Origin of the sequence: Nocardia sp. CA-129566 (genome assembly GCF_050956075.1) — a bacterium.
Taxonomy (GTDB): domain Bacteria; phylum Actinomycetota; class Actinomycetes; order Mycobacteriales; family Mycobacteriaceae; genus Nocardia.
Window position 1 is genome coordinate 5,897,475 of record NZ_CP192085.1, and the last position, 25,982, is coordinate 5,923,456.

The window sequence follows — 25,982 nt, forward strand, 5'->3', positions numbered from 1 at the left end:
CGCACCACTGACCTGGGCCGATAGGCCGCGGCGAGGCTGGTCCGTTGCAGCCCCTGCGGTGCAACTACCGGATAGTTCCGGAAGAATTTTCGCCGAGCATGTCGATTCGAGCCCGCGCCGTTCGATGCGTTGAGGTGAGGGTCGGACAATGCCGACCACCGACCGAAGGATGGCCAGATGCGACACATGATGCTGATCCGAGTCGACCCGACGAATGCGCCGGAGCCGGACGAGGCACTGATCGAACAGGTCAACAAGGTGATCGAGGAGATGACGAAGGCCGGGGTGCTGCTCGATACCGCCGGTCTGCACTCGATCACCGAAGCCACCAAGATCGCACAGTCCGGCGGGAAGCAGACCGTGCTCGACGGCCCGTTCACCGAATCCAAGGAGGTCGTCGGCGGGTACTGCATCCTGCAGACGAAGTCGAAGGAGGAAGCGGTGGAATGGACCTCGCGCTTCCTCGCCGTGCACGGGCCGGAATGGGATATCGAGGTGGAAATTCGCCGGCTGCACGAGGGCTGATGTGCCGATGAGCCGGTCGCCCGAACAGATCCGAGAATCCGTCGCAACAGTCTGGCGGATGCAATGGCCGCGCCTGGTCGCCGGGCTCATCCGGATCGTCGGTGATATCGACGCCGCCGAGGAACTCGCCCAGGACGCGCTGGTCGCGGCCCTGGAGCAGTGGCCGCGCGACGGTGTCCCGCCGAATCCGGGCGGCTGGCTCATGCTCACCGCGAAGCACCGGGCGATCGATCTGGTCCGGCGCAACCAGAACCTGACGCGGAAGCTGACCTTGGTCGGTCATGAACTTCGAACCGACCAAGGTCACGAGCCCGAATCGGCGGATGAGGACATCGAGGACGATCTGCTGCGGTTGATCTTCACGGCATGTCATCCGGTGCTGTCCGCACCCGCCAGGGTGGCATTGACGCTGCGGTTGCTCGGCGGGTTGACCACCGAGGAGATCGCACACGCCTTCGTCGTACCGGAATCGACTGTCGCCCAGCGCATTGTGCGGGCCAAGCGCACCATCGCCGCTCGGCGGGTGCCCTATGCGGTACCGCACGGGGATGAGCTGGCCGAGCGACTGGACTCGGTGCTGGAGGTCGTCTACCTGATCTTCAATGAAGGCTATTCGGCGACCGTCGGTGATGATTGGATTCGCGTCGAACTGTGCCAGGACGCACTGCGATTGGCGCGGATGCTGGCGCAGCTGATGCCCGATGAAGCCGAGACGCACGGCCTCGCCGCGCTGCTGGAGTTGCAGGCCTCGCGCTCCGCGGCGCGCATCGGTCCCGCGAAAACCGTTGTCCTGCTGGCGGATCAGGAGCGTTCACACTGGGATCGGCTCTTGATCCGCCGCGGCTTCGCCGCACTCGGGCGCGCGCATGCGGTCAACCGCAATCATGGGCTGCCGCCGGGCCGCTATGCGCTGCAGGCCGCGATCGCCGCGGTGCACGCCATGGCGCCCAGCACCGAGGAGACCGATTGGCGGCGCATCGCCGGACTGTATGCCGTTCTCGCCGAACGCTTTCCGTCGCCGATCGTGGATCTGAACCGCGCCGTCGCGGTCAGCAGGATACACGGCCCGGCCGCCGGACTCGAGCTGGTCGACGCACTGGCCGCCACCGGCGCGTTGAACAGCTATCATCTGCTGCCCGCCGTTCGTGGCGACCTGCTCGAACGGCTCGGCCGCCTGGACGAGGCGCGCGCCGAATTCGCCCGCGCAGCGGAGCTGACCGGCAACAACGCCGAACAGGCGCTGCTACTCGACCGCATCGCCGGATGTGAGTAGGGGCGCGCGGAGGCCAACTCCGCACGCCGACAACACAAACCGCGTAGTGCCCATCACCGCGCGCGGCAGAATCGCCTGGACATGGCGCGCATCGCCCTGGAACCGCTGCGCAAAACCCTCTCCCCCAGCCGGTTCGACCGCCTGTTGCACTCGGTCGTCACGGTTTTCGGTGTCGAGGCGATGATCACCACCCGGGATACCTGCGAGCTGGATCCGGAGGCCGCGACCGAGGTAATGCGTTGGGCCGCACGCGCTCTCGTGCGCGCGGCGATCGCGGAAGCCTAGCGCTCAGCTGGCAGGTCGGCCGCCGACGCGCGCCTCGGCCTCCGCGAGCTCCTTCAGCGTCAGCAGTTGCTTGCGCATCATCACCACGTCGCCGAGAGCCAACGCGCGGGCGATGATCCATGGTGCGCCGCAATGCATTCGGACCGTCAAGCGGGTGCCGGTCCCCTCCGGCCGCACGGCGTAGGTGACGCAGATCTTGCCGGACACCAGGGTGATATGGCGGCACAATACGAACGAGACGAGCGTGAATGCGGACATGAACCGCTGTCCCACTGCGAGTTCGGTGAGCGCCGGATCGCGCTGCCGCGGGCTGCGCCTGCCGAAACGATCGAGCAGGTCGTAACTGTATGGCGCGACCCGCAATTGACACAGCCAGGCGTAGACCACACTCGGCGGCGCATCGATGCTGATGGCCCGGTCCGCCTGCACCCCTCCGGGTTGCAGATCGTCACAGGGCAGCGGATGCTCGCGTTCGGCCTCGGTCGCACCCCAGACCAATCCCGAAATCATGCCGCGGCCGCGATTCGCCGGAGCATATCGCGCACCACGATCTTGTGACCGCCGCTGCCGATCACCAATGCTCGGTAGATCTTGCCGTGCATGCCCGGAAATTCGGCCCAGCTGCGTGCCCGCACCAGCGTCCGGCTCGGCCCCTGCTCGTCGAGTTCGAAGACCAGTGCATAGCGCGAGAACCAGTGCCGCCCGCGCAGCGCCAGCCGACTCGGCTCCTCGGCCGCGTCGAGTACGAAACCGGTCGGAGCCTGCGACGGATCGTGTGGATCCTTGCAGACAACTTTCAGCAAGGCTTTCCACGCCCGATCGCGATTCGCGTCCACCGATCTGGCATGCTCATCAATGTAGGGCAATCGCTCCATATAGAAGGAACGTACTAGTACATGGCGCCACCCCGCAAGCACGACACCGACGTGATCCTCGACGCAGCGCGCGCCCTGGTGCTCACCGACGGTCCCCGCGCCGCCAGCGTTGCGGCGATCGCGGCGGCGAGCGGTGCCCCGGTCGGCACGCTCTACCACCGCTTCGGCAATCGCAACGGCGTGCTGACCGCGGCCTGGCTGCGCGCACTCGAACGCTTCCAGGATCGGATCAAGGCCGCCGCCGCCGATCCGGACCCGGTCGGGGCCGGAGTCGCGATGGCCGTGGCGAGCGTCCAGTTCGGACGCGAATTACCGGAGGACGCAAAGCTTTTGCTGAACCTGCGCCCCAGTGACCTACTGGACGGCGGACCGGACGCGGAATTCCGCGCCCACCTCGACCGCATGAACGCACCGCTCATCGAACATCTGCGCCGCATCGCCGCCGACCTCTTCGGCCGCGACGGCGACCGCGAAATCGACGCCATCAGCCGCGCCGTTGTCGACCTCCCCTACGCCGCGCTGCGCCGCCACGCCCACGCTCCCACCCTCCCCGACTGGCTCGAAACCGACCTGACCGCCGCCGCCCGCGCCCTCCTCGAGTCCTACCGCCCCTGACCCTCGCCCGCAGGCCCTCGAATCAGAGATCTTCAGCTTGCGACGGGTCGTTGCATGGATCTTCTGGACACCCGGTGGCGCCACTGGCGGGCATGCCGGGATCGTGGGTGGATCGGACAGCTGCACGCGGGTGCATCCGCACTGCGGATCACCGACATCGTCTCTGCGAAGCAGGCGGTGGCCGAACTGGCTGGGCGCTAGGTCCCGGCGACGAGTTCGGGGGTCAGTTTGTCGAGGGTATCGATGACCGCGGCGGCCAAGGCGAGGGCGTCGGGGGCGGGTGGGTACTCCGGGCGCGGGGCGGCGATGACGCGCATGCCGGCGGCGTGTGCCGCGCGCAGCCCGTTGCTGGAATCCTCCACCGCCGCGCACTCGGTGGACTTGTGTCGAAGGAATGCGGCCGCCGCCACGTAGACATCGGGTGCGGGTTTGCCTCGATCCACCTCCTCGGTCGAGAAGGTGACGCCGAAGAATTCGATCAGCCCGGTGCGGCCGAGCACGGTATTGATCAAGGTTCGCGGTGACGAACTCGCGACGGCCAGCGGCCAGTGCTCGCTGAGGCGCTGCACCGCCTCGACCGCGCCCGGCAGCAGCGGCACGTCCTGCTCGTAACGTTCGGCCATCCGCTCGATCACATCATTGGCCACGGTATCCGGTGGCACACCGACCCCGAGTTCGGTACTGAGATAGTCCGACCACTCCCCCGTGCTCATCCCCATCAACCGCTGCTGGGTATCCGGTAGCCACCGCCCGCCCCGCTCCGCGACATAGCCGCGGCGCACCTGCTCCCATACCGGCTCCGAATCGATCAGAACACCGTCCATATCGAAGACAACTGCCGCAATGTGCATCCGGGACATAGCCTTTCGCCTGCAACACCGAACAGGTGACGACCCGATGGCCAACCCATCGACCCGCCCCGCGGTGGGGTTTTCGCCTAGACCTGATGAGCAACGAGTACCCACCTTAAGCCAGCCCACCCCGACCGCGCACCCGCCTTACCCATCCACGTCGGGTGCGCGTCACTCACCCCTCGACCGTCCCGATCACCACCTCATGCCGGTCGGCCCGATGCGATCGCCGGTACTCACTGGGCGATATGCCCACCTCCCGACCGAAATGCGCACGCAAATTGGCCGCACTCCCCAACCCACAGCGCGCCGCGACCACATCGACCGGTAGATCGGTGCCCTCGAGGAATTCCCTCGCGCGGATGAGCCGTTGGGTCAGTAACCACTGCAGGGGTGTGCCACCGAGTTCGGCGTGGAAGCGGCGGGCCAGGGTGCGCTCGCTCATGCTGGCGTGTTCGGCAAGATCGGCGACCGTCAGCGGTTCGTCGAGTCGTTGCAGTGCCCACTGAAGTGTCGCCGCGAGCCCGGAATCGCTCGTGTAGGCGGGTACCGGGGATTCGAGGTACTGCGCCTGGCCGCCCGCTCGGTGTGGCGGCACCACCATATTTCGCGCCGCCGCATTGGCGGCCTGCGAGCCGAGATCCTTGCGGATGAGGTGGATGCACAGATCCAGGCCCGCCATGTTGCCCGCGCTGGTGCAGATCTGGCCGCCGTCGATGTAGAGAACCGCAGGGTCGACCTCGACCTGCGGATATCGCTCGATGAATGCGGCCACGTGCTTCCAGTGGGTGGCGGTGCGACGGCCGTCGAGTAGACCGGCGGCGGCGAGGACGAACGCGCCCGAACACAGCGATGCGATCCGCGCGCCCCGGTCGTAGGCGGCGCGCACGGCCTCGACCAGATCGGCGGGCGGGTCGGCACGGACATCGGGGGTGGCGGGCACGATCACGGTATCGGCGGCGATCAGATCGTCGTAGTCGTAGTCGGTCAGCGCCACGAATGGGTCCCGCAGTGTGGCGTGTCCCGTATCACGCGGACCGCACAGCTTAAACTCGTACCACCGCGCCCGATCGACGCCCGGCGGCGCCTCGAAGAACACCTGATACGGGATCGCCACCTCCAGCAGTGGCTGACCTGGCGCGACGGCAACGGCCAAGGTTCCCGGACCGGACGCATTCGACTCCATGGCAGTAATCTAGCGCATGATGGCATTCCTGACACTCGTCCGATGAATCGCCGCCGCACATAGTCGATTCATGCAGACGATCACCGCGAATACTCCGGTCGCAGCCCCGCCGAACCCTCGCCGCTGGCGCGTGCTCGCCGTCGCGGCCATCGCCCAATATTTGGCCATCCTCGATCTCTTCGCGGTCACCGTCGCCTTTCCGACTCTGCAATCCGCCTTCGGTCACGCCTCGGTGAGCGCGGTGTCCTGGGTGCTCAACGCCTACACGATCGTCATGGCCGCGCTGCTCGTCCCGGCCGGACGCCTCGCCGACGACACCGGCCGCAAGCGCGGCTTCCTCGTGGGCATAGCCCTATTCGGAGGCGCCTCCATCGCCTGCGGTCTGGCGCCGAATCTGGCCGCGCTCATCGGCGCCAGGGTGGTCCAGGCCATTGCCGCGGCGCTGCTGATCCCGACCGGACTCGGACTGGTGTTGCCGTCCTTCGCCAAACGCGAACATCCGACGGTCATGGGCATCTGGACCGCCATCGCTTCGGCGGGCGCGGGCAGCGGCCCGGTGCTCGGCGGCCTGCTGCTACAGGCCGGGTGGCGCTGGATCTTCTTCCTGAATGTGCCGTTCACCGTGGCGGCATTCCTGTTCGGACTGCGCGTGCTCCCCGATATCCGCCAGCACGCCAGCCGCCGACTCGATATGCTCGGTGCCGCACTGATTCTCGGCGCCACCGCGGCTTTCACCACCGCGTTCGTGCAGGCATCGGACTGGGGATACACCGGTGCCGCCACCGTGGCCTGTCTGGCCGCCGCACTACTGCTGACCGCACTGTTCGCCGCGCACGTGCGCCGCCATCCTGATCCCGTGGTGAGCCCGGTCGTCCTGCGGCACAGGATGTTCCGCATCGCCACCCTCGGCGTCTTCTGCTACTACCTGGCGTTTGCGGCCATGATCCTCGAAGCCACCATGTTCCTCACCGAACACTGGCACTACTCGATCCTGCGGGCCAGCCTGGCGGTCGCGCCCGTCCCGCTCAGTTGCCTGGTGCTGTCGCCTTTTTCGGGCCGTTTCGTCAACCGCTTCGGCGCGCGCGTCTCGGCCGCACTCGGCGGCGCCACCATCGCGGCCGGTTCGGGATGGTGGGCGCTGACCGCGGGCGCGACGACCGACTACTTCGTGATGTTCCTGCCCGGCGCCATCCTCGCCGGCGCGAGCACCGCCCTACTGCAGCCGCCGCTGTTCGGCGCCTCGGCCCTGCTGCCCGCCGACCAGATCTCCCTGGCCTCGGGCACCCTCATGATGGCCCGCCAGACCAGTTCCGCCCTCGGCGTCGCCATCCTCACCGCGATCATCGGCCGCACCGTCCATCCGGACCTGTCCGAGTTCCGCGCCGGGTGGCTGTACATGGTGGCGGTCGGGGCGCTGGCCACCGCCGCTGGCATCGCCTACCGCCCCGGCGATCAGCACGATCAACCGGCATGACGACCCGCTCGCCGGGCGCTTCGCCCGAGCCCACCGCGAGCATTCGACGGGCAACCGATAACGTGTTCCATATGAGCGAACAGCAGGTCGGCAACTCGCTGCCGAGCGAGGAGCACCATGAGGGCGGGTTCCGGCCGATGTCGGAGCTGATCAACGCGCAGCTGGACGAGCTCGATATTTCCCGCGGCGGACCGCACTATGGCGCATTCGTCGAGCAGGTGCGTGGCCTGATGGATCGGGCCCGGCTGGCCTGCCCGTCCGATGAGCTGGCGCTGGAAACGATCGCCGTCCTCAAACAGCTCAACGACAAGCTGGACGCGGCGGTCGTCGACGAATGGTCCGCGCCGACCTGGACCAGGGTCGACCTGCCCTCCCGCGGCAATATCACGCTGCCGCCGTTCGTCGTCGACAAGGCGGGCAAGGACGGCGTCGAGGCCCGCATCACCTTCCGCACCTTCCACCTGGGCGGCAATAACGCCGCCCACGGCGGACAGGTGGCGGTCGGGTTCGATGATCTGCTCGGCATGGCCGCGGCGGTGCACGCGGGTGCGGTCACCCGCACCGCATCGCTCACCGTCGACTACCGGTCCATCACCCCGCTGAACACCGAACTGCGGGTGCACGCCTGGGCCGAGCGGCAGGAGGGCCGCAAGGTCTACGTGCGGGCCACCCTGCACGACGGCGATCGGCTCTGCGCCGAGGCCAACGGCCTGTTCATCGTGCTCAAACCCGGGCAGCAGTGATCCGGTAGTTCGCCGGGTCCGGTCGGCGCGCCATCAATGCGCGATGCCGGGCCGGAGTCCACGGCCACAGTTCCGGAACGCCGTCCTTGCCGAGATACCAGCTCTGACAGCCGGTCGCCCACACCGTATTCGGCATCGCGGCGCGCAGTTCCGCGTAGTAGCTGCTGGTGGCCTCGGCGGTCGGCTCAACCGTATCGAATTCACCATTGCGCCAACGCCGGATCCAGCCCAGGATGTGCTCGGCCTGGGTCTCCGCGATCAGCGTCAGCGGATAGTTGCCAACCGGACTGTGCGGGCCGATCAGCAGGAACATATTCGGAAAGCCCGGCATCGCAACGGTTTCGAACGCCCGTGGCCCGTCCGCCCATACCTGATCCAGTGTGCGGCCGTCGGTTCCGGTGATCCCCATGGGCCGCATGAACGCGTGCGCGTCGAATCCCGTCGCCAGCACCAGCACATCGAGTTCGTGCAGCCGCCCGTCCGCGGTGACGATGCCGCGCGGCTCGATATGGTCGATCGCGTCGGTGACGATCTCGACACCGTCGCGCTGCACGGCGCGATAGAAGTCGCCCGACACCACAAGTCGCTTGCACATCGGCTGGTAGTCCGGTGTCAGCGCGGCACGCAGCGCCGGATCGCGCACCGTGCGCAGATTCGCCCGGCACATCCGACCGACCAGGTCACGCTTGCGTCCGGGCTTGGTGACGGCGTCGAGGAAGAATTCGAAAATGTGCCGCGTCACCGCGTAGCTCAACTCGTCGAGCGCCGGGAATCTGCGGTGCGCGGCTATGGTGAGCCGCGAGTATCGGCGATTGCGCAGCGGCAGGATCCACTGCGCTGTGCGCTGGAACATGCTCAGGTGCGCGACATTTCCGGCGAGCGCCGTCACGATCTGCACACCGGTGGACCCGGTGCCGAGGACGCCGACCCGCTTGCCCGCCAGGTCGACATCGTGATCCCACCGCGCCGAATGGAACATCGCCCCCGTGAAATCGCCGAGACCGCTGATATCCGGCAGGCGCGGGTGGTGCAGGATGCCGGTCGCACAGAGCACGAAATCGAACCGCTCCGATGCGCCGTCCGCGGTCGTCACTTCCCACCGCACACCGTCGAATTCGGCCCCGACCACTTCGGTACCGAACCGCGTGCGGCTCGCCAGCCCGCGCTCGTGCGCGACCTTCGCGAAGTAGTCGCGGATCTCCGCGCCCGGAGAGAAGAAATGCGACCACCGCGGGTTCTTGGCGAAGGTGAACTGATAGAAGCGCGAGGGCACATCGCAGCTCAACCCCGGATAGGTGTTGTCGCGCCAGGTGCCGCCGAACCGATCGGCCTTCTCGAAGAGCGTGAAGTCGTCGATGCCGGCGCGCTGCAGCGACACGGCCATGCAGATGCCCGACATCCCGGCCCCGATAATGGCGACCCGTGGGTTGCGCCGTCGCATTCCGACCATACTTCGAGGCTATGACTCGAACCCCGCCGACAGAATGCCTCACCCCGACATTTTCCTGACCTATTCATTGGCTACGCCGAGCCCGCGATCTTCGCCCACGCCTTCATGCGCTGGCACGGCATCGCACCCGGCCGCTACCGCCGGACCCACTGACGGACCGAGATCAGGTGGAACCGGTGCAGCTTTCACCTGATCTCGATCGCCCCCGTAGTACGTTGACCACGAACTTGCGCCGGTCAGGCGGCGGTGGTGCGGGTTCGTGGTCGGTCTTTCCGACCTCTCCCCTCCGTGTTCGTGATGCCGAGGTAGATGGCCTGTGCGGTGTGTCCACGCAGCCGGTCGGCAACTACGAGGCGGTCGGCATCCCTACAGGCGGCACGTTTCCACGGACCAGGTCAACCGGCGTGAGCCACCATCCGTTTGAAGGTTTTGCTTCACTGTCCTGCCAATATCACTAGAAAGTCCCAACCGATTCTTCAACGATACTGTTCAACTTCATGAATGTTGCCAACGAGAAGCTGATGATCGAACTCAGCCTGGCCGAGCTGCGCGAGATTGCGGGCTACGCCGTGGCCTGTGCGGAGCCCGCTCTGACGATCTTCGAGCGCGACTGTCCGGATGATCCGCGCGCACGGGCAGTGCTCGACGAGGTGCGCCGGTTCGCCGCCGGAGGCAAGCGCACGAAAGCGATCCGTGTGACCGCATTCGACACGCACCGAGCGGCGCGGGCAGCTCGCGAGCTAGGACTCGAGGCCGCAGCCGAAGCGGCGCGTGCCGCTGGTCACGCGGGAGGGGCTGCGTATCTGCATCCGCTGGCAAAGGCGACCCAGGGTGGGCACATTCTCATGTCGGCCGCCCATGCGGCGCGAGCATTCGAACTCGACGCCGGCGGCACCCCCAATGTGGGAGGCGACTACATCAAAAAGGCGACAGATCTGGCCGGCCCGATCGTGGTGCAGGTCCTGACGCGATATCCGAACGCCCCGAGCGGGCGCGGCCGCGTAGGAGACCTCTGGCGCGAACTGGACGCCTCGCTGCGGCAACTCGCAGTCGGGCGTCAACCGATCGGCGCCGCTGACCAAAACACTCCGCCGAGCTAGACACCCCACCTTGCGCAGGCTTCGACCTGGCGGCAGCGGGCTCGGGTGACGAAGCGATCCTCGACGTGGTGAGAACTGTGGTCGAGGCGGGCGGCATCGGATCGGTCACGGTTGTCACGGCAGATCGCGGCTGGATGAAACCGGTAGCGGGAGTGAGAGATGCGGAGCCGCCCCACCGGGAGGTGACAGCGGTGTGCCGGTAGCCGGGGTGGACCCTGGCTACCGGCCTATCCGCCGCATATCCCCGGCGACGGGTTCCGTGCCGACCACCGGGTTCTGGACGGATCCGATCGAGGCCCGGTACGGGCCTCAGCCCGGGAAGTGCTTGTTGCGGTACTCGGCGAAGCGGGCGTCGACCCGGTCCGCGGTGAGGCCGAAGTCCTCCAGGGTGTAGCGGTGCTTGGGGCGGGCCGCGCCGGAGGTGCTTTCCGAATGCAACTGTGTCATCGCGGCTTCGGCCTCCGAGCTCAATGACAGATCGAAGTGGCGGTAGATCGACGCCACGGTGCCGATCGGATCCGCGACGAAGTCGTCGTAGTACACATCGCAGAACTGGGCGGCGTTGTGCCGCTTGCGATCGGCGAGGAACTTATCCGCTCCCCTGGCCCACAGATCCAACTGGGCGGCACCCACGACCGGACCGCGGAACTTCTCCGACCACCCCGCCGAGGCCTGCTCATTGAGACTGCAGACCGAGGCGATGATCGTGCTCGGATCCCGGTGCATCTGGATCACCAACGCATCCGGGTACACCTCGAAGATCGCGTCGAGTGCGAACAGATGGCTCGGGTTCTTCAACACCCACCGCCGTTCGGCATCCGGCAGCCCGATCAATTGCAGATTCCGCCGATGCCTGCGGTAGGCATCGGCCCAATCCTGTTCGCGCAGCCACTCGGAGTACCCGGGCAGATAGCCGAGGCACTCGTAGGACACCGACATCGCCGACTGCCGCAGCAGCTGCCAGCACTCCTCCACCTGGTCCGCCGAAATGTGGTGCACGCCCATGAATTCCGGATGTTCCACATGATGCTTTTCGAATGCCGCCTCGATCCGCTGATATACCGGATTCGTCGCCCACGTCTCGCGCGGCGGTCGCGGCTGCGGCATCTCGGTCAACCACATCTCCAGGCCCTGATGCGCCGGATCCGCGTTGAGCAGTCGATGCACCGCCGTGGTGCCCGAGCGCGGCAGTCCGGTCACGAAGATCGGGCGCTCGATCGCCACCTCGGCGTGCTCGGGAAAGCGTTGCCACGCCGACTCACTGAGCAATCGCGCGATCAGGGCCCCGCGCAAGAATGCGCGATTGACCTTATTGCCGAAGGGCGTCAACTCGGCGTCCTTGGCATAGGACTCGAGCAGCACTTGCAGACCCTCGCGGTAACCGTCGTCGCCGAAATCGCTCAACCCGACGACCTTGGTCGCCGAGGCGTGCAGATCGTCGATGGTCCCGACGTCGTCTCTGCCGATCACAGTCATTCTCCTAGTGGTGGTATTCGCCGCCGTTGACATCCAGGCACGCGCCGGTGATCGCCCGGGCCAGATGCGAGGCGAAAAAGACGACGGCGTCGGCGATCTCATCGGGTTCGGGCAGCTTGCGCAGGTCGATGGTCCTGGCGGTCTCGGCGTACACCTCTTCGGCGGTGATCCCGCGCTGTTCGGCCAAATAGTTGAAGTACCACTTCAAGTTGTCGGCCCAGATATAGCCGGGCGCAATGGTATTCACCCGAATCCCCTTCGGCCCGAGTTCGGTGGCCAGACTCTGCGCCAGCGCGAGCAGACTCGCCTTGGCCATCTTGTAGGGCCCGAAGGTGCGCCGCGAATGCCGCAGCACCGCCGAATTGATCATCACGACCGAACCCTTCGACTCGGCCAGCGCGGGCACGAACAATCGCGTCAACCGCAGTGCGGCAAGCACATTGGTCTCGAATCCGGCGCGCACGTCATCGAGGTCGACATCGGCCAGATCGGTGATCGGGGGAATCGCGAAGGCATTGTTCACCAGTGTGTCCACCCGCCCGAACGCACTGTGCGCCGTCTCGACCAGATTCACCACCGCGGCTTCGTCATTGATATCGGTCGGCACGACCACCGCGCGCCGGCCGAGTTCGGTGATCTCCTTGGCCACCTCGGTCAGCCGCGATTCGGTACGCGAAGCCAGCACCACATCCGCTCCGGCGCGCGCACTCTGCACCGCGATGGCCCGGCCCAGCCCCGGACCGACCCCGGAGACGACAACGACCTTGTCCTGCAACAACATCAGCCCAGCATCCTTTCCGCCACGGCAACCTGACGTGCCGTGATCCGCGCCCGCCATTCCTCGGGTGTGACCCGAGCCTGCTGGTAGTACGGCAGCCGCTCGGGCAATTCGGCGACCGAGACCACCTCCACCGTCGGCCCGTCCTCGGGTTTGAGATCCCGTGACAGCTGTTGCCAGCGGAACTGCAGATACCCGCGCGCGTGCCCGGTGCGCTCGATCCAGTTGGTCAGTCCGGGGTCGCGCTCGCTGATCACGAGCCGGATCATTCCGTCAGGATCCACCCGCGCCTGGTCGGCGGTGAGGCTGGTCTGGTGGTTGATGTAGTCCAGCGACAGGTACCACATGCTGCCGAGTTGGAACCCCTGATACGGCGCATCCGATTTCGGCACGGTGAGGATCATCGCCTGATCGTCATCGAGTTCGTAGTGGCCGACGGAGGAGAACTGGGTGGTGAGTCCGCCCGGAGTGGAGCGCGGCTCGGTCATCGTATTGACCGGCAGGTTGAGATAGAACCACTTCGGGAACGCCAGGAAGGTATTCAGCCGCGAGACCAGCATCTTCCCCGCGATGTCATAACGCTTGCTCATCAGGTCCTTGGTGATCGGCGGCGGTGCGTCACCGATCGTGTCCACCCGCTGAATGCGAATCGTGCCCGGCTTCTCGGTGGCCCAGTCGCTGTAGACCTCACGGACTACGAGCATCGCGGAGTCCGGCGCGAGATGGACATAGCCGGGGCGCGCCGCACCGGGGCCCAGACGTAGCTCGTAGGAGCCGTCGGCCGCGATATCGAGGGCGCGGGCATCGAAGGCGGTCTCGCTGTCGGGGACGTCCACCGGCGAGTAGTTGCCATTGAGCACCTGGAAGCTGAGGTCGCGGGTGGTGCCGCGGGTTCCGGTCACCACATATTCGGCGTCCGGACGCAGATACGAGTGGAAGTAGAGGGTGTCCGGATTGTCCAGACCCATCTTCGTATAGGGCCCGGTGGACATGACGAAGAACGGAAAGTCCCGCTCATAGGCCCAGGCCATCTGGATGGAGGCGCGAATACTGCCCGCGAGGTAGTCATAGCCCTCGACGAGATCCTGTTCGGTTCGAATATGCGGTGCGCCGGTGATGATCTGCTCGGCGGCGGCGATGGCTTCCGCGAACGGCTGTGTCAGCAAGAGGCTTTCCGATCCTTTCGAGCGACCGACAGGCGGTCGCTACCGTTGATCACTGTTCCAAATATGTACCGCTCTGGTACATTTCGATAGAAGCAAGATTAGAACGTGTTCTAGGAGTTGTCCATGGTTGCCCGCAGATCCGCCCCGACCGCCCGGGTGGTCCAAGTGCTGGATTTCTTCGTCGAACAGCGCGGCAAACGCTTCGGCCTGTCCGAACTGGCCCGCGAACTCGACCTGGCCAAGCCGACCTGCCTCGGCATCCTCACCGAATTGACCGCGGGCGGCTATCTGGTGCGCGCTGCCGACACCCGCACCTATGGCCTCGGACCTGCACTTATCGCCGCGGGCCGGATCGCGCAGGACAGTTTCGCCAGCTCCGCCATCGCCCGCGCCGAACTCGAGAAACTCACCGCGCTCTACCGCACCACCTGCACGGCCTCCGCGGTCGTCGGCGAGCAGATCATGGTGCTGGAGAGCACGGGTCCCGGCCTGGTCAAGGTGGGTGCGGCCTACCACTTCGCGCCGCCGGTCGGGCTGATGTACGTGCTGTGGGATACCGATGCGGCCTTCGACGCCTGGCTGAACAAGCCGCCGACGGTGCCGCTGCAGCAGGACGAGGTCCGGCTGCGCCAGGTCGTCGCGGAGTGTCGCGAGCGCGGCTACCTGGTCGAAAGCCTGACCGCGGCCGGTCGGCGGCTGTACTCTTTGCTGGCCGGGGTCGCCGCCCATGAGCTGCCCAAACAGGTGCGCGAACTCGTGGGCGAGCTGGTGACCAGCCTCGGGGAGCGGGTCTATGTCGGCACCGATCTGCGGCCACGCAAGGAGCACCCGGTCAGCCTGCTCGCGGCGCCGACCTACGGCGGGGACGGCAGGCAGAACATGGTGCTCACGATGTACGTCGGCGCGTCCATCACCGGCGCCGAAATCGACCGTCGCGGAACGGCACTCGTGGCCGCGGCGGATCGGGTGACCGCGCGATCGGGCGGCCGCAAGCCCGGTGCCACCATTGACCAATGACCGAAACGTGTTCTAGTTTTGTGACGTGAGCCAGTACGCAAAGTCGACGGCGAGCACCTACGAGCTGCCTCATCTGGACGCGCTCGAGGCCGAGTCGGCACATATATTCCGCGAAGTCGCCGCCACCTTCGAACGGCCGGTGCTGCTGTTTTCCGGCGGCAAGGATTCGGTGGTCATGCTGCACCTCGCGGCCAAGGCCTTCTGGCCCGCCCCGCTGCCGTTCCCGGTACTGCACATCGACACCGGGCACAATTTCGACGAGGTCATCGAATACCGCGACCGCACGGTGGAACGGCTCGGTCTGCGACTCGTGGTCGGCAGTGTGCAGGAGGATATCGACGCGGGTCGGGTGAGCGAGGAGACCGGGCCGCGCGCCTCCCGAAATCGTTTGCAGACAGCCACTTTGCTGCGATCGATCCGCGAGGGCGGCTATGACGCGGTCTTCGGCGGCGCGCGCCGGGACGAGGAGAAGGCGCGCGCCAAGGAGCGAGTATTCAGCTTCCGCGACGAATACGGGCAGTGGGATCCGCGCAATCAGCGACCGGAACTGTGGAGCCTCTACAACGGGCGGCACCACAAGGGCGAGCATATCCGGGTGTTCCCGCTGTCCAACTGGACCGAACTCGATATCTGGCATTACATTGCCGCCGAGGACATCGAACTGCCGCCGCTGTACTACGCGCACCGCAGGGCCGTGGTCCAGCGCGACGGAATGCTGTTGGCGCACACCAGATTCCTCGAATTGCTCGACGGCGAGCAACCCTATGAGAGCACGGTGCGCTTCCGCACGGTCGGCGATGCGACCTGCACCGGATGTGTCGAGTCGAGCGCGACCACTCCCGCGGAGGTGGTCGCCGAGGTCGCAGCCACCCGCGTCACCGAACGCGGTGCGACCCGCGCCGATGACCGCATTTCTGAGGCTGGCATGGAAGACCGTAAGCGGGAAGGCTACTTCTGATGACGACCACCACCCTGTTGCGTCTGGCCACCGCGGGCAGTGTCGACGATGGTAAATCGACCCTGATCGGCCGTCTGCTGTTCGACTCCAAAACGATCTTCACCGACCAGCTCGCCGCCGTGGAGCGGACCAGCCGGGCGCGCGGCGACGACTATCCGGATCTGGCGCTGCTGACCGATGGCCTGCGCGCCGAGCGTGAACAGGGCATCACCATCGATGTGGCCCATCGCTACTTCGCCACGCCCCGGCGCAAGTTCATCATCGCCGACACCCCCGGCCACATCCAGTACACGCGCAATATGGTCACCGGCGCCTCCACCGCCGATCTCGCGCTGATCCTGGTGGACGCGCGCAAGGGCATCGTGGAACAGACCCGCCGCCATGCCTTCCTGGCCAGTCTGCTCGGCATCCCGCACCTGGTGCTGTGCGTGAACAAGATGGATCTGGCCGGATGGTCACAGGACCGGTTCGAGGAGATCAAGGAGGAATTCGTCGGCTTCGCAACGAAACTCGACGTCGCCGACCTGACCTTCATCCCGATGTCGGCGCTGCACGGGGACAATATCGTGCATCGCGGCGCGAGCATGCCCTGGTACGAGGGCTCGCCGCTGCTGCACCATCTGGAGGAGGTGCACATCGCCTCGGACCGCAATCTCATCGACGCGCGCTTCCCCGTGCAGTACGTAACCCGCAGGCACGCCGAGGATTTCCGTGGTTACGCGGGCACCGTATGCGGTGGCGTATTCAAGCCCGGCGATGAGGTCGCGGTGCTGCCTTCGGGATTCACCACGACGGTCCAGGCGATCTGGGGTCCGGGCGGGACGCCCATCGCGGAAGCCTTTCCGCCGCAGGCGGTTACCATTCAGCTGGCCGATCATCTCGACGTTTCCCGTGGCGATCTCATCTGCCGCCCGGCGAACCGGCCACACGTCGGACGCGATCTGGACGCCATGGTGTGCTGGTTCGCCGAGGACGGCGAACTCACCCCGGGCGCGACCTACACGATCCGGCACACCACCCGCACCGCCACCGCCGAGGTGCGCAGCCTGGACTACCGGCTCGACGTCAATACCCTGCACCGCGATGAGAACGCGGATTCGTTGTCGCTCAACGAGATCGGGCGCATCCAGCTACGCACCCGCCAGCCGCTGCTGTTCGATCCCTACCGGCGCAACCGCACCACCGGCAGCTTCATCCTGGTCGACGACACCACCAACAACACCGTCGCTGCCGGCATGATCACCGGCCCCACCCTGCCCTCGTCCCGCGTCGTCTGGCATGCCACCGCCGTCGGTCGCGAGGAGCGCCCGACCACCGGACTGACGGTCTGGTTGACCGGTCTGTCCGGCTCCGGAAAGTCCTCTGTCGCAGTCGAATTGGAGCGCCACCTGGTCGCAGCCGGACGGCCCGCCTTCCTTCTAGACGGCGACAATCTACGCCATGGCCTCAATGCCGACCTCGGCTTCGGCGCCGCGGACCGCGTCGAAAACATCCGCCGCGTAGGCGAAGTGGCCCGACTGTTCGCCGAGGCCGGTGTCGTGGCGGTGGTTTCCCTCATCAGTCCCTACGCCGCCGACCGCAACAAGGTCCGCGCCGTCCACGAGGCAGCCGGAATCCCGTTCATCGAGGTCTTCGTGGACACACCCCTCGAGATCTGCGAATCCCGCGATCCCAAGGGCATGTACGCCAAGGCGCGGGCCGGTGAAATCCGTGGCTTCACCGGGATCGACGATCCCTACGAGGCCCCAACCGGAGCCGAACTCGTGCTGCGTCCCGAGGACGGCGACCCGGCCGCCATGGCCGCGGCCATCCTCGCCAAGCTGGCAGACCTGGACTGACCGGCCTGGTCGCCGCGCGAAGCCGGGCCCACCACCGCGGGGCCCGGCATCGGTTCAGGGATGTGCACGCAATGCGGCACCGAGCCAGTCGAACACCGGCACCAGTGTCGGGGGACCGGCCAGCCATTGATGACCGCGAGCAGTTGCCAATAGCGTTCGGCGCGTGGGTCGCCTGCGACCTCGAGCCTGGTCAGCAGCCAACCTCGCAGTTCGGCGTCGTCGGGGCGATCGAAGGTTGTCGCGTACGCGGCCGTCAACTCATCGACAATGGGTTCGGCCGCAATGGAATCCGGCGCTATCGCGGAGGTGAGCGCCTGGCCGACTCGATCGCGCACGAGTTCGGTCAGCTCGTGGTGCAGACCGGTGGTATCGCCTTCGGAACGCTGGGTGGCCTGGTATCCCGCCATCCGGCGCACCGATGCGCGAAAGTCCGGGTCCCGGGTGAGTTCGGCGAGGTCCACCCAGGCCTGCACCTGAGCGGGTTCCGGATCGTCCGGCAGTTCCGGCATCGCCGAACGGATGAGATCGACGAATTCGGGGTTGGCATCGGTGCCGCCGAAAGTGTCTTCCACGAAATCGGTGATGAGGCGGCGCTTTTCGGCATCGGAGAGTTCGACGAGCCTGTGCATGAGTTCCATTTCCTCGGGAGTCGGGCCCCGCTCGGCGATGGCTCGTAGTACCGTGCGCCGCACCCGAAGTGCGCTGATCTGGAATTCCAGCGCTTCGGCATGTGCGGAGGCCACCTCGGGCACCGACAGCTTGCGTTCGAGCACCTGTCGGATGGCGGGCAGGTCGATGCCGAGTTCGCGCAGGGTTCGCACCAGTTGCAGGCGGGCGAGTGCGTCCTCGTCGTAGAGCCGGTAACCGGCGGGGCTGTGGGCGGTCGGCGACACGACACCGGTGTCGGCGTAGAACCGGATGGTCTTGACCGAGAGGCCGGTCCGTTCGGCCATGGTGCCGATCGGATAAAGCGTGTCGCCGTCCATGCCCCTAGCCTCCTGTCTCCCCTTGGTGGAGACGCAAATCCCAGCGCGATGCTACGGGCGCGATGCGATCAGCCGATGGTGCCGAAGAACTCGCCGATATCGCCGACGAGCAGGTCGGGCACCTCGAGGGCCGGGAAGTGGCCGCCGGAGTAGAACTCCGACCAGTGTGTGATGTTGTGCGCCTTCTCGGCGAAGCGGCGGATCGCGTAGTCGCCGTCCTTGAAGACCGCCACCCCGGTGGGCACGGTGCCTTTCGGCGCGGGTGCGAACATCGCGGCATCGTGGAAGCGTTCGTAGTAGAAGTTGGCCACGCTGCGGGCGGTGTCGGTGAACCAGTAAATGCTCACATTCGCCAGGATCCGGTCCTTGTCGATGCCTTGTTCCGGCAGTTCGTGCGACTGGTCGATCCACTCCTTGTACTTCTCGATGATCCAGCCGAGCTGCCCGACCGGGGAATCGGCCATCAGTTGCGCGATGGTGTTCGGACGCGAACCGTTGAGTTTCATATAGGCCGAGCCGTCGTCCTGGAAGTTCTGCATGCGCGCCATTCGCTGCCGCTCGGCGTCGGTGAGCGCTGCCATATCGGCCGGATCGCCGGTCGGGAAGGTGACCAGCGCATTGACGTGCACGCCGAGCACATGCTCGCCATCGAGCCGGGCCAGCCGTGGCGCGAGAAACGCACCGTGGTCACCACCCTGCACCCCGTATCGGTCGTAGCCGAGGCGAGCCATCAGCTCCGCCAGCGCCGCCGCGACCCGGCCGTCGTGCCAGCCCGCCTCGGTAATGGGTCCGGAGAAGCCGTGGCCCGGCAGCGACGGAATGACCAGGTGGAAGGCGGGCAGGTCGGCTTGGCCGTGCGCCTTCGGATCGGTCAGCGGGCCGATCATGTCCAGGAAGTCGAGCACCGAGCTGGGCCAGCCGTGCAGCAACAGCAGCGGGGTGGCGTCGGCTTCGGCGGAGCGCACGTGCAGAAAATGCACATCCTGGCCGTCGATGGTGGTGCTGAACTGCGGGTATTCGTTGAGTTCCGCCTCGACCGCGCGCCAGTCGAATTTCTCGGCCCAGTAACCGGCGAGTTCGCGCAGGTAGGCGGTGGGCACGCCGCGCTCCCAGCCGGTGCCGGGCAGGTAATCGATCCAGCGGGTGCGGGCCAAGCGCTCGCGCAGATCGTCGATGCCGGCCTGTGGGATTTCGATGCGGAAAGGGCGGATGTCGTTGTTCGTCATGGCATCGACTCTGCTGGTAGCGGGGGTGCTGGCGAATCACGAGAATTCGTTATCTTCGGGCCGCGCGCTCTTTACATTGGCACCGGGCCCATGATCCGGGCATGATCGCGTGGTGTTGAGCCTTCCCGATCGCGGCGCCTTTGTCGGGCGAGCAGCAGAGGTCGCCGCGCTACAGCAGGCGTATCGGGACGAGTGGGTGCATACGGTGCTGATCGCCGGTGAGCCCGGCCTCGGTAAATCGCGGCTGGTCAGCGAGTTCACCTCGCGGCTCGGTGCGGATGTGGTGGTGCTGGTCGGCCAGTGCCCGGAGTCGGGAGACAACGGGGTGCCGTTCGCGCCGTTCGTCTCGATCATGCGTGCTCTGGTACGCCGGATCGGCATCGAAGAGCTGACCACACTGCTTCCGGTCACCCGCCCCGCGCTATCGCGCTGGCTGCCGGAACTGGCGGTGCGGGCCGGATCGGCGGAGCCCGAGTCGGATCGGATCCGATTGTTCGGCGAGATCGTGACCGTGCTGGAACAGCTGGCACTCGCGCGTCCGGTGGTGCTCGTCCTGGAGGACCTGCACTGGGCCGACGATTCGAGCCGGGAGTTGCTGGCCTTCCTGGTCGCCGATCTCGCCCAGCGCGATCTACTGCTGATCGCCACCTTTCGGCCCAGCGATGCGGAGCCGCTGCGTCGGCTCGTCACCGGACTGCGACGCAATCCCGGTGTGCGCGTACTGAATCCGGGGCCGCTGACCAAGCACGAGGTCGGTCGTCAGCTCGCCGCAACGCTCGGCCGCGAACCGGATCCCGGCATTGGCACCCGAGTCTTCCAGCGCAGCAAGGGCATTCCGCTGTTCGTCGAGGCGCTGGGCCGTGCGCTGCGAGCGAATCCCGATCGCGCACCCGAGGACGTTCCCGCGGACCTATCCGAACTGTTGCTCGACTATCAATCCGGTCTGCCCGACGATGCCAAGGCGCTGTTGCGGCTCGCCGCCGTCGCGGGGTCGCCGGCGCGCGGCCGATTACTGGAGTCCGCCACGGACCTGACCGACGGTGCGCTGGACCTCGCGCTGCGCCAGCTGACCGAGCAGCGGCTGCTGCTCGCCACCGATACCGGCTACGAGTTCCGCCACAGCCTGATTCGCGATGCCGTCTATGACGATCTGCTGCCGATCGAACGAAAGCGATTGCACACCAGACTTTCTCATGCACTGATCGCCGACGATACGCTGCGCGCCGACGACTGGCGGATGGGCGAGCTGGCGCATCACGCGTACGCCGCGGGCGATCTGCCGCGCGCGCTCACCGCATCCTGGGCGGCCGCCGCGGCCGCGGAATCCGAAGCGGCACATGGCGAATGCCTGCGGCATTTGGACCGGGTGCTGGCACTGTGGGATCGAGTGCCCGATGCGGCGATGTCGGTCGGGGTCGATCGCCTCGACGTACTGGAACGCGTTGTCGAGGCCTGCCACCACGGTGGCATCGTCGAGCACGGTGTCGCGGCGGCCGATGAGGCGCTGGCACTGCTGGATGCGACGGCCGCACCGGAGCGCGCCGCCCGGCTCTACTACTACCGCGCGGTGCTGAAGAATCAGAGCGGCGGCGGATCCGTCGGCGATCTCGACCGGGCACTCGAGTTGCTGCCCGAGCAGCCGCCGACCGTGCTGCGTGGTGAGGCACTCGCCGAACTCGCCGCATTCCGCGTCTTCAGCGGTGACGCCGCCGGGGCCGCCCGGGCCGCCCGGGCCGCGGTCGAGGTGGCCGAACAGACCGGGACGCCAGCGCTGGCGGCGCGCGGCTACGCCTATCAGGGGTTGGCGGCGGTCACCCGGACCGGCTCCGCCATTACGTATTTCGAAAAGGCCCATGCAGCGGCAGCCGATCCGCAGACGCTGTTGACCGTGGTGCTGTGGGAGTCGGCGGCCCTCGTCACGGCGGGACAGCACCATGCGGCCATCGAAGCGATCCAACAGGGATTACGAGCGGCTCACGAAACCTTCCGTTTCGCTGAGGCCGGGCCCATCCTGATGGTGAAGTGGGCCCAGGCGCTCACCGCTCTCGGCCGTTGGCCGGAGGCGCTCGGTCTCATCGATGAATCGCTCACTGGGCAGCTGCCACCGCTGAGCAAGGCCGCGCTACTGCTCTGCCATGCCAGAATCGTCCTGGCACAGGGCTCGTCGGCGGCGGCGGCGAGCAGTGCCGACGCCGCCGCGGCGCTGCTGAGCGATGGCCGGTGGGCACGCCAGTACCAGCTCCAATTGCGCACTCTGCGAACCGATATCGCGATCGCGGACGGAGAATCCCTTCGTGCGGGTGAGGTTGTTGTCGAGGCGCTGGCGGCTGATGACCTGGCCACCCATCACCACGAGGTGTGGCCGCTGCTCGCGACCGCCGCTCGGATCGAACACGCGCCAACGGATCTCGCGTCGATCGCCGACCAATTGCCGGTCACCACCGTGGTGGACACGGCCCACCGCGCCGTCTTCACTGCCACCCGGAGCAGCGATCCCGCCGCGTGGGACGCAGCGGCATCCGCTTGGCGCACCATCGGTCAGCGCTACGACCTGGCCCGCAGCCTCCTAGGGCGCGCCGAAGCCGAACTGGCGGTGGGCAATCGCAGCGCCGCCCGAGAACCCCTACGCGAAGCCGCCCAACTGGCGGCGGAATTGGGCGCGACGCCATTGACCGAGGCGGCCGGGCAACTGGCCGAGCGCGCCAGGGTCGGACTCGAGGTGAGTCGCCCGGAACCGGCCGCGGCCGCGCCGCGAACATTCGGCCTGACACCACGTGAGACCGACGTATTGCGCTTGGTCGCACAGGGTTTGAGCAATCGGCAGATCGCGGCCGAACTCTTCATCAGCGGCAACACCGCTGGTGTACACGTCTCGCGAATCCTCACCAAGCTCGGTGCCGCGACGCGAACGGAGGCCGCCGCCGTCGCCCGCAAACACGGCCTCATCGAGCCCGACTGAAGCACCCCACGGGAGAGATCAGAACCGTCCCCCGCCACGCACAGCCGGAGACGGGAGTTGTGACGGGCACACGTCACAACAGCCAGCCCGGTCGGTTGTCGACCCACACGACAGGCCGGGGGATGGTGCCGTCGCCGATGCACACCCACAGGGTGGAGGTGGGCATCCCGTGATAGCGGGCTCTGATAGCGGCGGTATCTGCGAATTGCACAACCGGCGGCCGCAGGAACGGGTCGCCCTGGGGGCTCCACGCGTCGATGCATGCCATCGACCAACCGGGATGGTCGCCGACTTGAATGTCAGGTGAGGGCACCCAGGTGTGGGTGCTGTATCGCCAGGCCGACAGCCGCGACACGGGTACGCCAATGATCAACGCAAACCGGACCAGACCGAAGTAGCAACGGATCCCGGCGTCGCGTGAGCCCGGCCGGTATGCGGCGGCCGTCGGCATCTGGTTGGCGGGGATCTTCATTGATCGGCCCACTCGCGGACCGCGTCTGCGATGCGTTCGAGTAGTTCGACCGGCAGATCCGCGGGAGCTGGCGGCCCAACGAACGGGATCCGCTGCGGCAGTTCGGTATCGACGACAGACCCGGTGACGATGTCGATGAACCCCGCCCTCAACCCGGGACTGGTTTCCAACTCAGGGGTCTCGATGGCGTCGAATTCGTCGACCCATCCATCATCACCGAGGAATCCGAACGTGCCGTCGCTGAACTCGATCACCCCGCTCACCGGGCGGCTTCCCGGGTGGGCTGGAGTTTGCCCGCCTCAGCGCGGACCCAGTAGGCGGTGTTCTTGGCGTCGCAGCTCTCGCGACTGCACTCGAGGTGTTCTTGCAGGACGTAGCCAGCTTGTTCGACGGTGTACCCGCCCGGCGGTGCGGGGTGGATACGCGAGGTTTCACTGGTGACTCGCTCGAGGATGTCGGTTGCCGGGATAGCGTCGTCCGGGACGGCATCGGAGCCGAGCAGGTAGGGCAGGGCGTAGAAGATGAGCCACAGGAGGAACATCACTGCGGCGGCGACAACCATGGCGGTGACGAGGTCAGCGGGCATTGAGCGATACCCCCGGGTACGTAGTTCCGTATTGGTGTGCACGCGGTGCTGGGACGGGATACACCCAGCACCGGATGCCAGCTCTAGCGTGTCCGCCGTTGGGCAGGTCGAAAAAGTGCACCAACTGTGCAGAAGGCGGTACTTTTGCCCGTGTAGTCACTAGCTGCGGTGGAAGCGGGGAGTTCGGTGCCGGAGATTGAGTGGACGGCTGGGGAGGTCGTTGCGTTGCGAGAGGCGTTGCGCCTGAGCCGGATCGAATTCGCCCGTAAGCTGGGGGTCACTCGTCGGACACTGGTCTGCTGGGAGACCGAACGGACCACGACCCTGCGAGCGGCCAGCCGACGGTTGCTCTACGGGGTGCTGTCCGAACTCGCGATCGATCAGCGGGAGCGATTCGATGCGGCACTTTCCGTCGGTCACCATGCAACGATCGGGCGCGAGTTCGACGCGAAGGAGGTCGAATCAGATACTCGCGCAGCCGTTGTGGAAGGTCTACCGTTCGACATTGTGGAGCGACGAGAATTTGTTCGGCTGATGGGGATCGTCGCCGCTCAGATATCCGCACCTGCCGCGACCGAGAACATGGTCATGGGCAGGCCGATCCTGAGCCGAGCGAACCTCCGGGTTGATGAAGAGGTCATAGACGGCATAGAGGCGATACTGGCAAAGGCTATGGATACTGACGATCAGTTCGGCCCCGGGCTTGTGCTCCGCTCGGTGTTGACTCAGCGGAGCCTGGTCGCGTCGCTGCTGCCAGATTGTCCGTCGCAGTTGCGTCCGAGACTGCTGTCAGTATTCGCGAACCTGACGCGTTTCGCTGGCTGGCTTTACTTCGACATGGGCGATTTGGCTTCCGCCTGCAAGTTTTACGAGGAGGCGCGTACCGCTGCCCACGAAGCCCGGGACGTGAAGCTGGCGGCGTTCACGCTCTCGCACCTAAGCCATCTTGCCCTGTGGTGGGGACACCCACGACTTGCGGTCGATCACGCCACTGCCGCATTGAACTGGGCGCGACAGACCGATGACCGACTGCTGGTAGCAGACGCGGCGGAGATGGCCGCTCGTGCCTATGCCGAAATCGGCGAGAAAACCGCCTGCCTTGCGATTTTGGACGAGAACTCGGCGGCAATGGCCGATTCGGTCGGACCGCATCAGCCCGTATCTTCGCTCGCTTATTTCTACGGTCCCGGTCTCGGCGCAGCAGCCCGCAGTCACTGCATGCGCCGACTGGGCGATTCCACGAAAGCTGAAGCAGCAGCTCAGGAGTCGCTGAAATTGATCGATCCGACGTTTGTGCGGGACCACGCATTCTCGGTGCTCGACCTCGGCAATGCCTACATTGTCCAGCGGGAAATCGAAGCGGCATCGGCTGCGATCGCAGACGCCGCCAACCTGGCCAAGACGAACCAGAGCGGCCGTCTGGTCGAAGCGCTGCGCAATGCCCGATCCGACTTGGCTCCATGGCAGGATTCGATCAAGGTTCGGGAGTTGGACCAGGAACTCGCAACTCACGGTTTCCTCTGATCGGTAGCCTCAGCGTATAGAACTCGAGCAATTCGATCGGCGCGTCGGGCGGGAAGTATCGGTAGCCAACGGGGTCTGTCTCCGGTTGCCCGATCAGTGCGTGAACACCGGTCGCCCCGGGCAGCACCGAATACGCAACTCGCTGCTCAGGTCGATCGGCGAGAAGGCGCTGGATCACCTTCCGCCCAATGCCTTTCCGCTGCCGATCCGGATCGACTGCCAGACCACTTATTACGAAGGTACGACCGCCCGACTCCGCCGTGAACTCGGGGGGCAGCGCCTCTACTTTGTCCCACCAACCGTCCGCCGACTCGAGCGGATACCCATAAGCCGCGCCGACCACGACATCGTCCAAATCGGCGGTCACCAGGACGAAGCCTGGCCTGGTGAGTAGCGATGCGAGCACATCGCGGTGTCGCGCTGAATCCGCCGTCGACCATCGGTGCGGCGGAAGGGCAAATGCTCGGTCGAACAGCACACATACCGAGTCCGCCAACATCATCGCGCGCGGGGTATCGCAGCGATTCACTTCCGGCAGGTCCACCAACATGTCCTCCCTCGCTCGCCCGACCCCTACTTTCCGTCACGCTTGGTGCGCGTGTCCAGCTATATCGCCACG

25 protein-coding genes are annotated in these 25,982 nt (G+C 66.3%); 12 read left to right on the plus strand and 13 right to left on the minus strand.

Annotated elements, in window-relative coordinates:
* Positions 1–177 precede the first annotated feature (177 nt).
* From ACQP0C_RS25525 to ACQP0C_RS25535, 3 genes are all read left to right on the plus strand, one after another.
* Positions 178–525, plus strand: a complete 348-nt coding sequence (locus tag ACQP0C_RS25525; protein WP_433723819.1) for a YciI family protein — start codon at positions 178–180, stop codon at positions 523–525.
* Positions 526–583: 58 nt separating this feature from the next.
* Complete coding sequence (locus tag ACQP0C_RS25530; protein WP_433723820.1) at positions 584–1,798, plus strand: RNA polymerase sigma factor; 1,215 nt, start codon at positions 584–586, stop codon at positions 1,796–1,798.
* A gap of 81 nt (positions 1,799–1,879) precedes the next feature.
* Entirely contained in the window at positions 1,880–2,083 is a 204-nt protein-coding gene (locus tag ACQP0C_RS25535; RefSeq protein WP_433723822.1) for a hypothetical protein, read from the plus strand.
* Positions 2,084–2,086: 3 nt separating this feature from the next.
* On the opposite strand, the gene ACQP0C_RS25540 is transcribed toward ACQP0C_RS25535, so the two are convergent.
* Together ACQP0C_RS25540 and ACQP0C_RS25545 are read right to left on the minus strand one after the other, a co-directional pair.
* Positions 2,087–2,593 (minus strand): hypothetical protein, encoded by a 507-nt coding sequence (locus ACQP0C_RS25540; protein ID WP_433723824.1) that lies wholly within the window; start codon positions 2,591–2,593, stop codon positions 2,087–2,089.
* Positions 2,590–2,958, minus strand: coding sequence for a hypothetical protein (locus ACQP0C_RS25545; protein WP_433723826.1), 369 nt, complete (start codon positions 2,956–2,958; stop codon positions 2,590–2,592). Before ACQP0C_RS25545 ends, ACQP0C_RS25540 begins: the two co-directional genes overlap by 4 nt.
* Positions 2,959–2,979: 21 nt before the next feature.
* Here ACQP0C_RS25545 and ACQP0C_RS25550 point away from each other — a divergent pair, with 21 nt between their 5' ends.
* Positions 2,980–3,573, plus strand: coding sequence for a TetR/AcrR family transcriptional regulator (locus tag ACQP0C_RS25550; protein WP_433723828.1), 594 nt, complete (start codon positions 2,980–2,982; stop codon positions 3,571–3,573).
* 197 nt (positions 3,574–3,770) lie between these two features.
* Here ACQP0C_RS25550 and ACQP0C_RS25555 read toward each other — a convergent pair whose 3' ends face one another.
* Together ACQP0C_RS25555 and ACQP0C_RS25560 are read right to left on the minus strand one after the other, a co-directional pair.
* Positions 3,771–4,433 carry an HAD family hydrolase gene (locus tag ACQP0C_RS25555; RefSeq protein ID WP_433723830.1) on the minus strand — a complete coding sequence of 221 codons (663 nt, stop codon included), beginning with the start codon at positions 4,431–4,433 and terminating at the stop codon, positions 3,771–3,773.
* Between the two features lie 166 nt (positions 4,434–4,599).
* On the minus strand, positions 4,600–5,610 hold the full coding sequence (locus ACQP0C_RS25560; protein WP_433723832.1) for a GlxA family transcriptional regulator: 1,011 nt from the start codon (positions 5,608–5,610) through the stop codon (positions 4,600–4,602).
* 70 nt (positions 5,611–5,680) lie between these two features.
* Between ACQP0C_RS25560 and ACQP0C_RS25565 the strand changes: the two genes are divergently transcribed.
* A complete protein-coding gene (locus ACQP0C_RS25565; RefSeq protein WP_433723834.1) occupies positions 5,681–7,084 on the plus strand; it encodes an MFS transporter in 1,404 nt (467 codons plus the stop codon).
* A 71-nt stretch (positions 7,085–7,155) separates the two neighbouring features.
* On the plus strand, positions 7,156–7,827 hold the full coding sequence (locus ACQP0C_RS25570) for a PaaI family thioesterase (protein ID WP_433723836.1): 672 nt from the start codon (positions 7,156–7,158) through the stop codon (positions 7,825–7,827).
* On the opposite strand, the gene ACQP0C_RS25575 is transcribed toward ACQP0C_RS25570, so the two are convergent.
* Entirely contained in the window at positions 7,808–9,268 is a 1,461-nt protein-coding gene (locus tag ACQP0C_RS25575) for a flavin-containing monooxygenase (protein WP_433734653.1), read from the minus strand. The two genes, ACQP0C_RS25570 and ACQP0C_RS25575, sit on opposite strands and share 20 nt — an antisense overlap.
* Before the next feature lie 506 nt (positions 9,269–9,774).
* Between ACQP0C_RS25575 and ACQP0C_RS25580 the strand changes: the two genes are divergently transcribed.
* Positions 9,775–10,377: a putative immunity protein gene (locus ACQP0C_RS25580; protein ID WP_433723838.1), complete on the plus strand. Its 603-nt coding sequence runs from the start codon at positions 9,775–9,777 to the stop codon at positions 10,375–10,377.
* Between the two features lie 309 nt (positions 10,378–10,686).
* Here the strand turns inward: ACQP0C_RS25580 and ACQP0C_RS25585 are convergent, their stop codons facing one another.
* From ACQP0C_RS25585 to ACQP0C_RS25595, 3 genes are read right to left on the minus strand one after another with little or no spacing between them, the layout of a single operon-like run.
* A complete protein-coding gene (locus tag ACQP0C_RS25585; RefSeq protein WP_433723840.1) occupies positions 10,687–11,853 on the minus strand; it encodes a sulfotransferase family protein in 1,167 nt (388 codons plus the stop codon).
* Between the two features lie 4 nt (positions 11,854–11,857).
* Entirely contained in the window at positions 11,858–12,634 is a 777-nt protein-coding gene (locus ACQP0C_RS25590) for an SDR family oxidoreductase (RefSeq protein WP_433723842.1), read from the minus strand.
* A complete protein-coding gene (locus ACQP0C_RS25595) occupies positions 12,634–13,797 on the minus strand; it encodes a hypothetical protein (protein ID WP_433723844.1) in 1,164 nt (387 codons plus the stop codon). The genes ACQP0C_RS25590 and ACQP0C_RS25595 overlap by 1 nt, the downstream gene beginning before the upstream one ends.
* Positions 13,798–13,920: 123 nt before the next feature.
* On the opposite strand from ACQP0C_RS25595, the gene ACQP0C_RS25600 reads away from it, so the two are divergent.
* From ACQP0C_RS25600 to cysC, 3 genes are read left to right on the plus strand one after another with little or no spacing between them, the layout of a single operon-like run.
* On the plus strand, positions 13,921–14,814 hold the full coding sequence (locus tag ACQP0C_RS25600) for a helix-turn-helix domain-containing protein (RefSeq protein WP_433723846.1): 894 nt from the start codon (positions 13,921–13,923) through the stop codon (positions 14,812–14,814).
* A 25-nt stretch (positions 14,815–14,839) separates the two neighbouring features.
* Positions 14,840–15,772, plus strand: coding sequence for a sulfate adenylyltransferase subunit CysD (cysD, locus tag ACQP0C_RS25605; RefSeq protein ID WP_433723848.1), 933 nt, complete (start codon positions 14,840–14,842; stop codon positions 15,770–15,772).
* The gene (gene cysC / locus ACQP0C_RS25610; RefSeq protein WP_433723850.1) at positions 15,772–17,610 is read left to right on the plus strand and encodes an adenylyl-sulfate kinase; all 1,839 of its coding nucleotides are present in this window, start codon (positions 15,772–15,774) and stop codon (positions 17,608–17,610) included. The genes cysD and cysC overlap by 1 nt, the downstream gene beginning before the upstream one ends.
* On the opposite strand, the gene ACQP0C_RS25615 is transcribed toward cysC, so the two are convergent.
* Both ACQP0C_RS25615 and ACQP0C_RS25620 read right to left on the minus strand, forming a co-directional pair.
* Positions 17,508–18,596: a MerR family transcriptional regulator gene (locus ACQP0C_RS25615; RefSeq protein ID WP_433723852.1), complete on the minus strand. Its 1,089-nt coding sequence runs from the start codon at positions 18,594–18,596 to the stop codon at positions 17,508–17,510. The genes cysC and ACQP0C_RS25615 overlap by 103 nt on opposite strands.
* 68 nt (positions 18,597–18,664) lie before the next feature.
* Positions 18,665–19,822, minus strand: coding sequence for an epoxide hydrolase family protein (locus ACQP0C_RS25620; RefSeq protein ID WP_433723854.1), 1,158 nt, complete (start codon positions 19,820–19,822; stop codon positions 18,665–18,667).
* Positions 19,823–19,934: 112 nt separating this feature from the next.
* Here ACQP0C_RS25620 and ACQP0C_RS25625 point away from each other — a divergent pair, with 112 nt between their 5' ends.
* Complete coding sequence (locus tag ACQP0C_RS25625; RefSeq protein WP_433723856.1) at positions 19,935–22,781, plus strand: ATP-binding protein; 2,847 nt, start codon at positions 19,935–19,937, stop codon at positions 22,779–22,781.
* A 468-nt stretch (positions 22,782–23,249) separates the two neighbouring features.
* On the opposite strand, the gene ACQP0C_RS25630 is transcribed toward ACQP0C_RS25625, so the two are convergent.
* A complete protein-coding gene (locus ACQP0C_RS25630) occupies positions 23,250–23,516 on the minus strand; it encodes a hypothetical protein (RefSeq protein ID WP_433723857.1) in 267 nt (88 codons plus the stop codon).
* Positions 23,513–23,839, minus strand: a complete 327-nt coding sequence (locus ACQP0C_RS25635; RefSeq protein ID WP_433723859.1) for a hypothetical protein — start codon at positions 23,837–23,839, stop codon at positions 23,513–23,515. The genes ACQP0C_RS25630 and ACQP0C_RS25635 overlap by 4 nt, the downstream gene beginning before the upstream one ends.
* Positions 23,840–24,025: 186 nt before the next feature.
* Here ACQP0C_RS25635 and ACQP0C_RS25640 point away from each other — a divergent pair, with 186 nt between their 5' ends.
* Positions 24,026–25,363, plus strand: coding sequence for a helix-turn-helix domain-containing protein (locus tag ACQP0C_RS25640; RefSeq protein ID WP_433723861.1), 1,338 nt, complete (start codon positions 24,026–24,028; stop codon positions 25,361–25,363).
* Here the strand turns inward: ACQP0C_RS25640 and ACQP0C_RS25645 are convergent.
* Entirely contained in the window at positions 25,314–25,913 is a 600-nt protein-coding gene (locus ACQP0C_RS25645) for a GNAT family N-acetyltransferase (protein WP_433723863.1), read from the minus strand. The genes ACQP0C_RS25640 and ACQP0C_RS25645 overlap by 50 nt on opposite strands.
* Positions 25,914–25,982 lie beyond the last annotated feature (69 nt).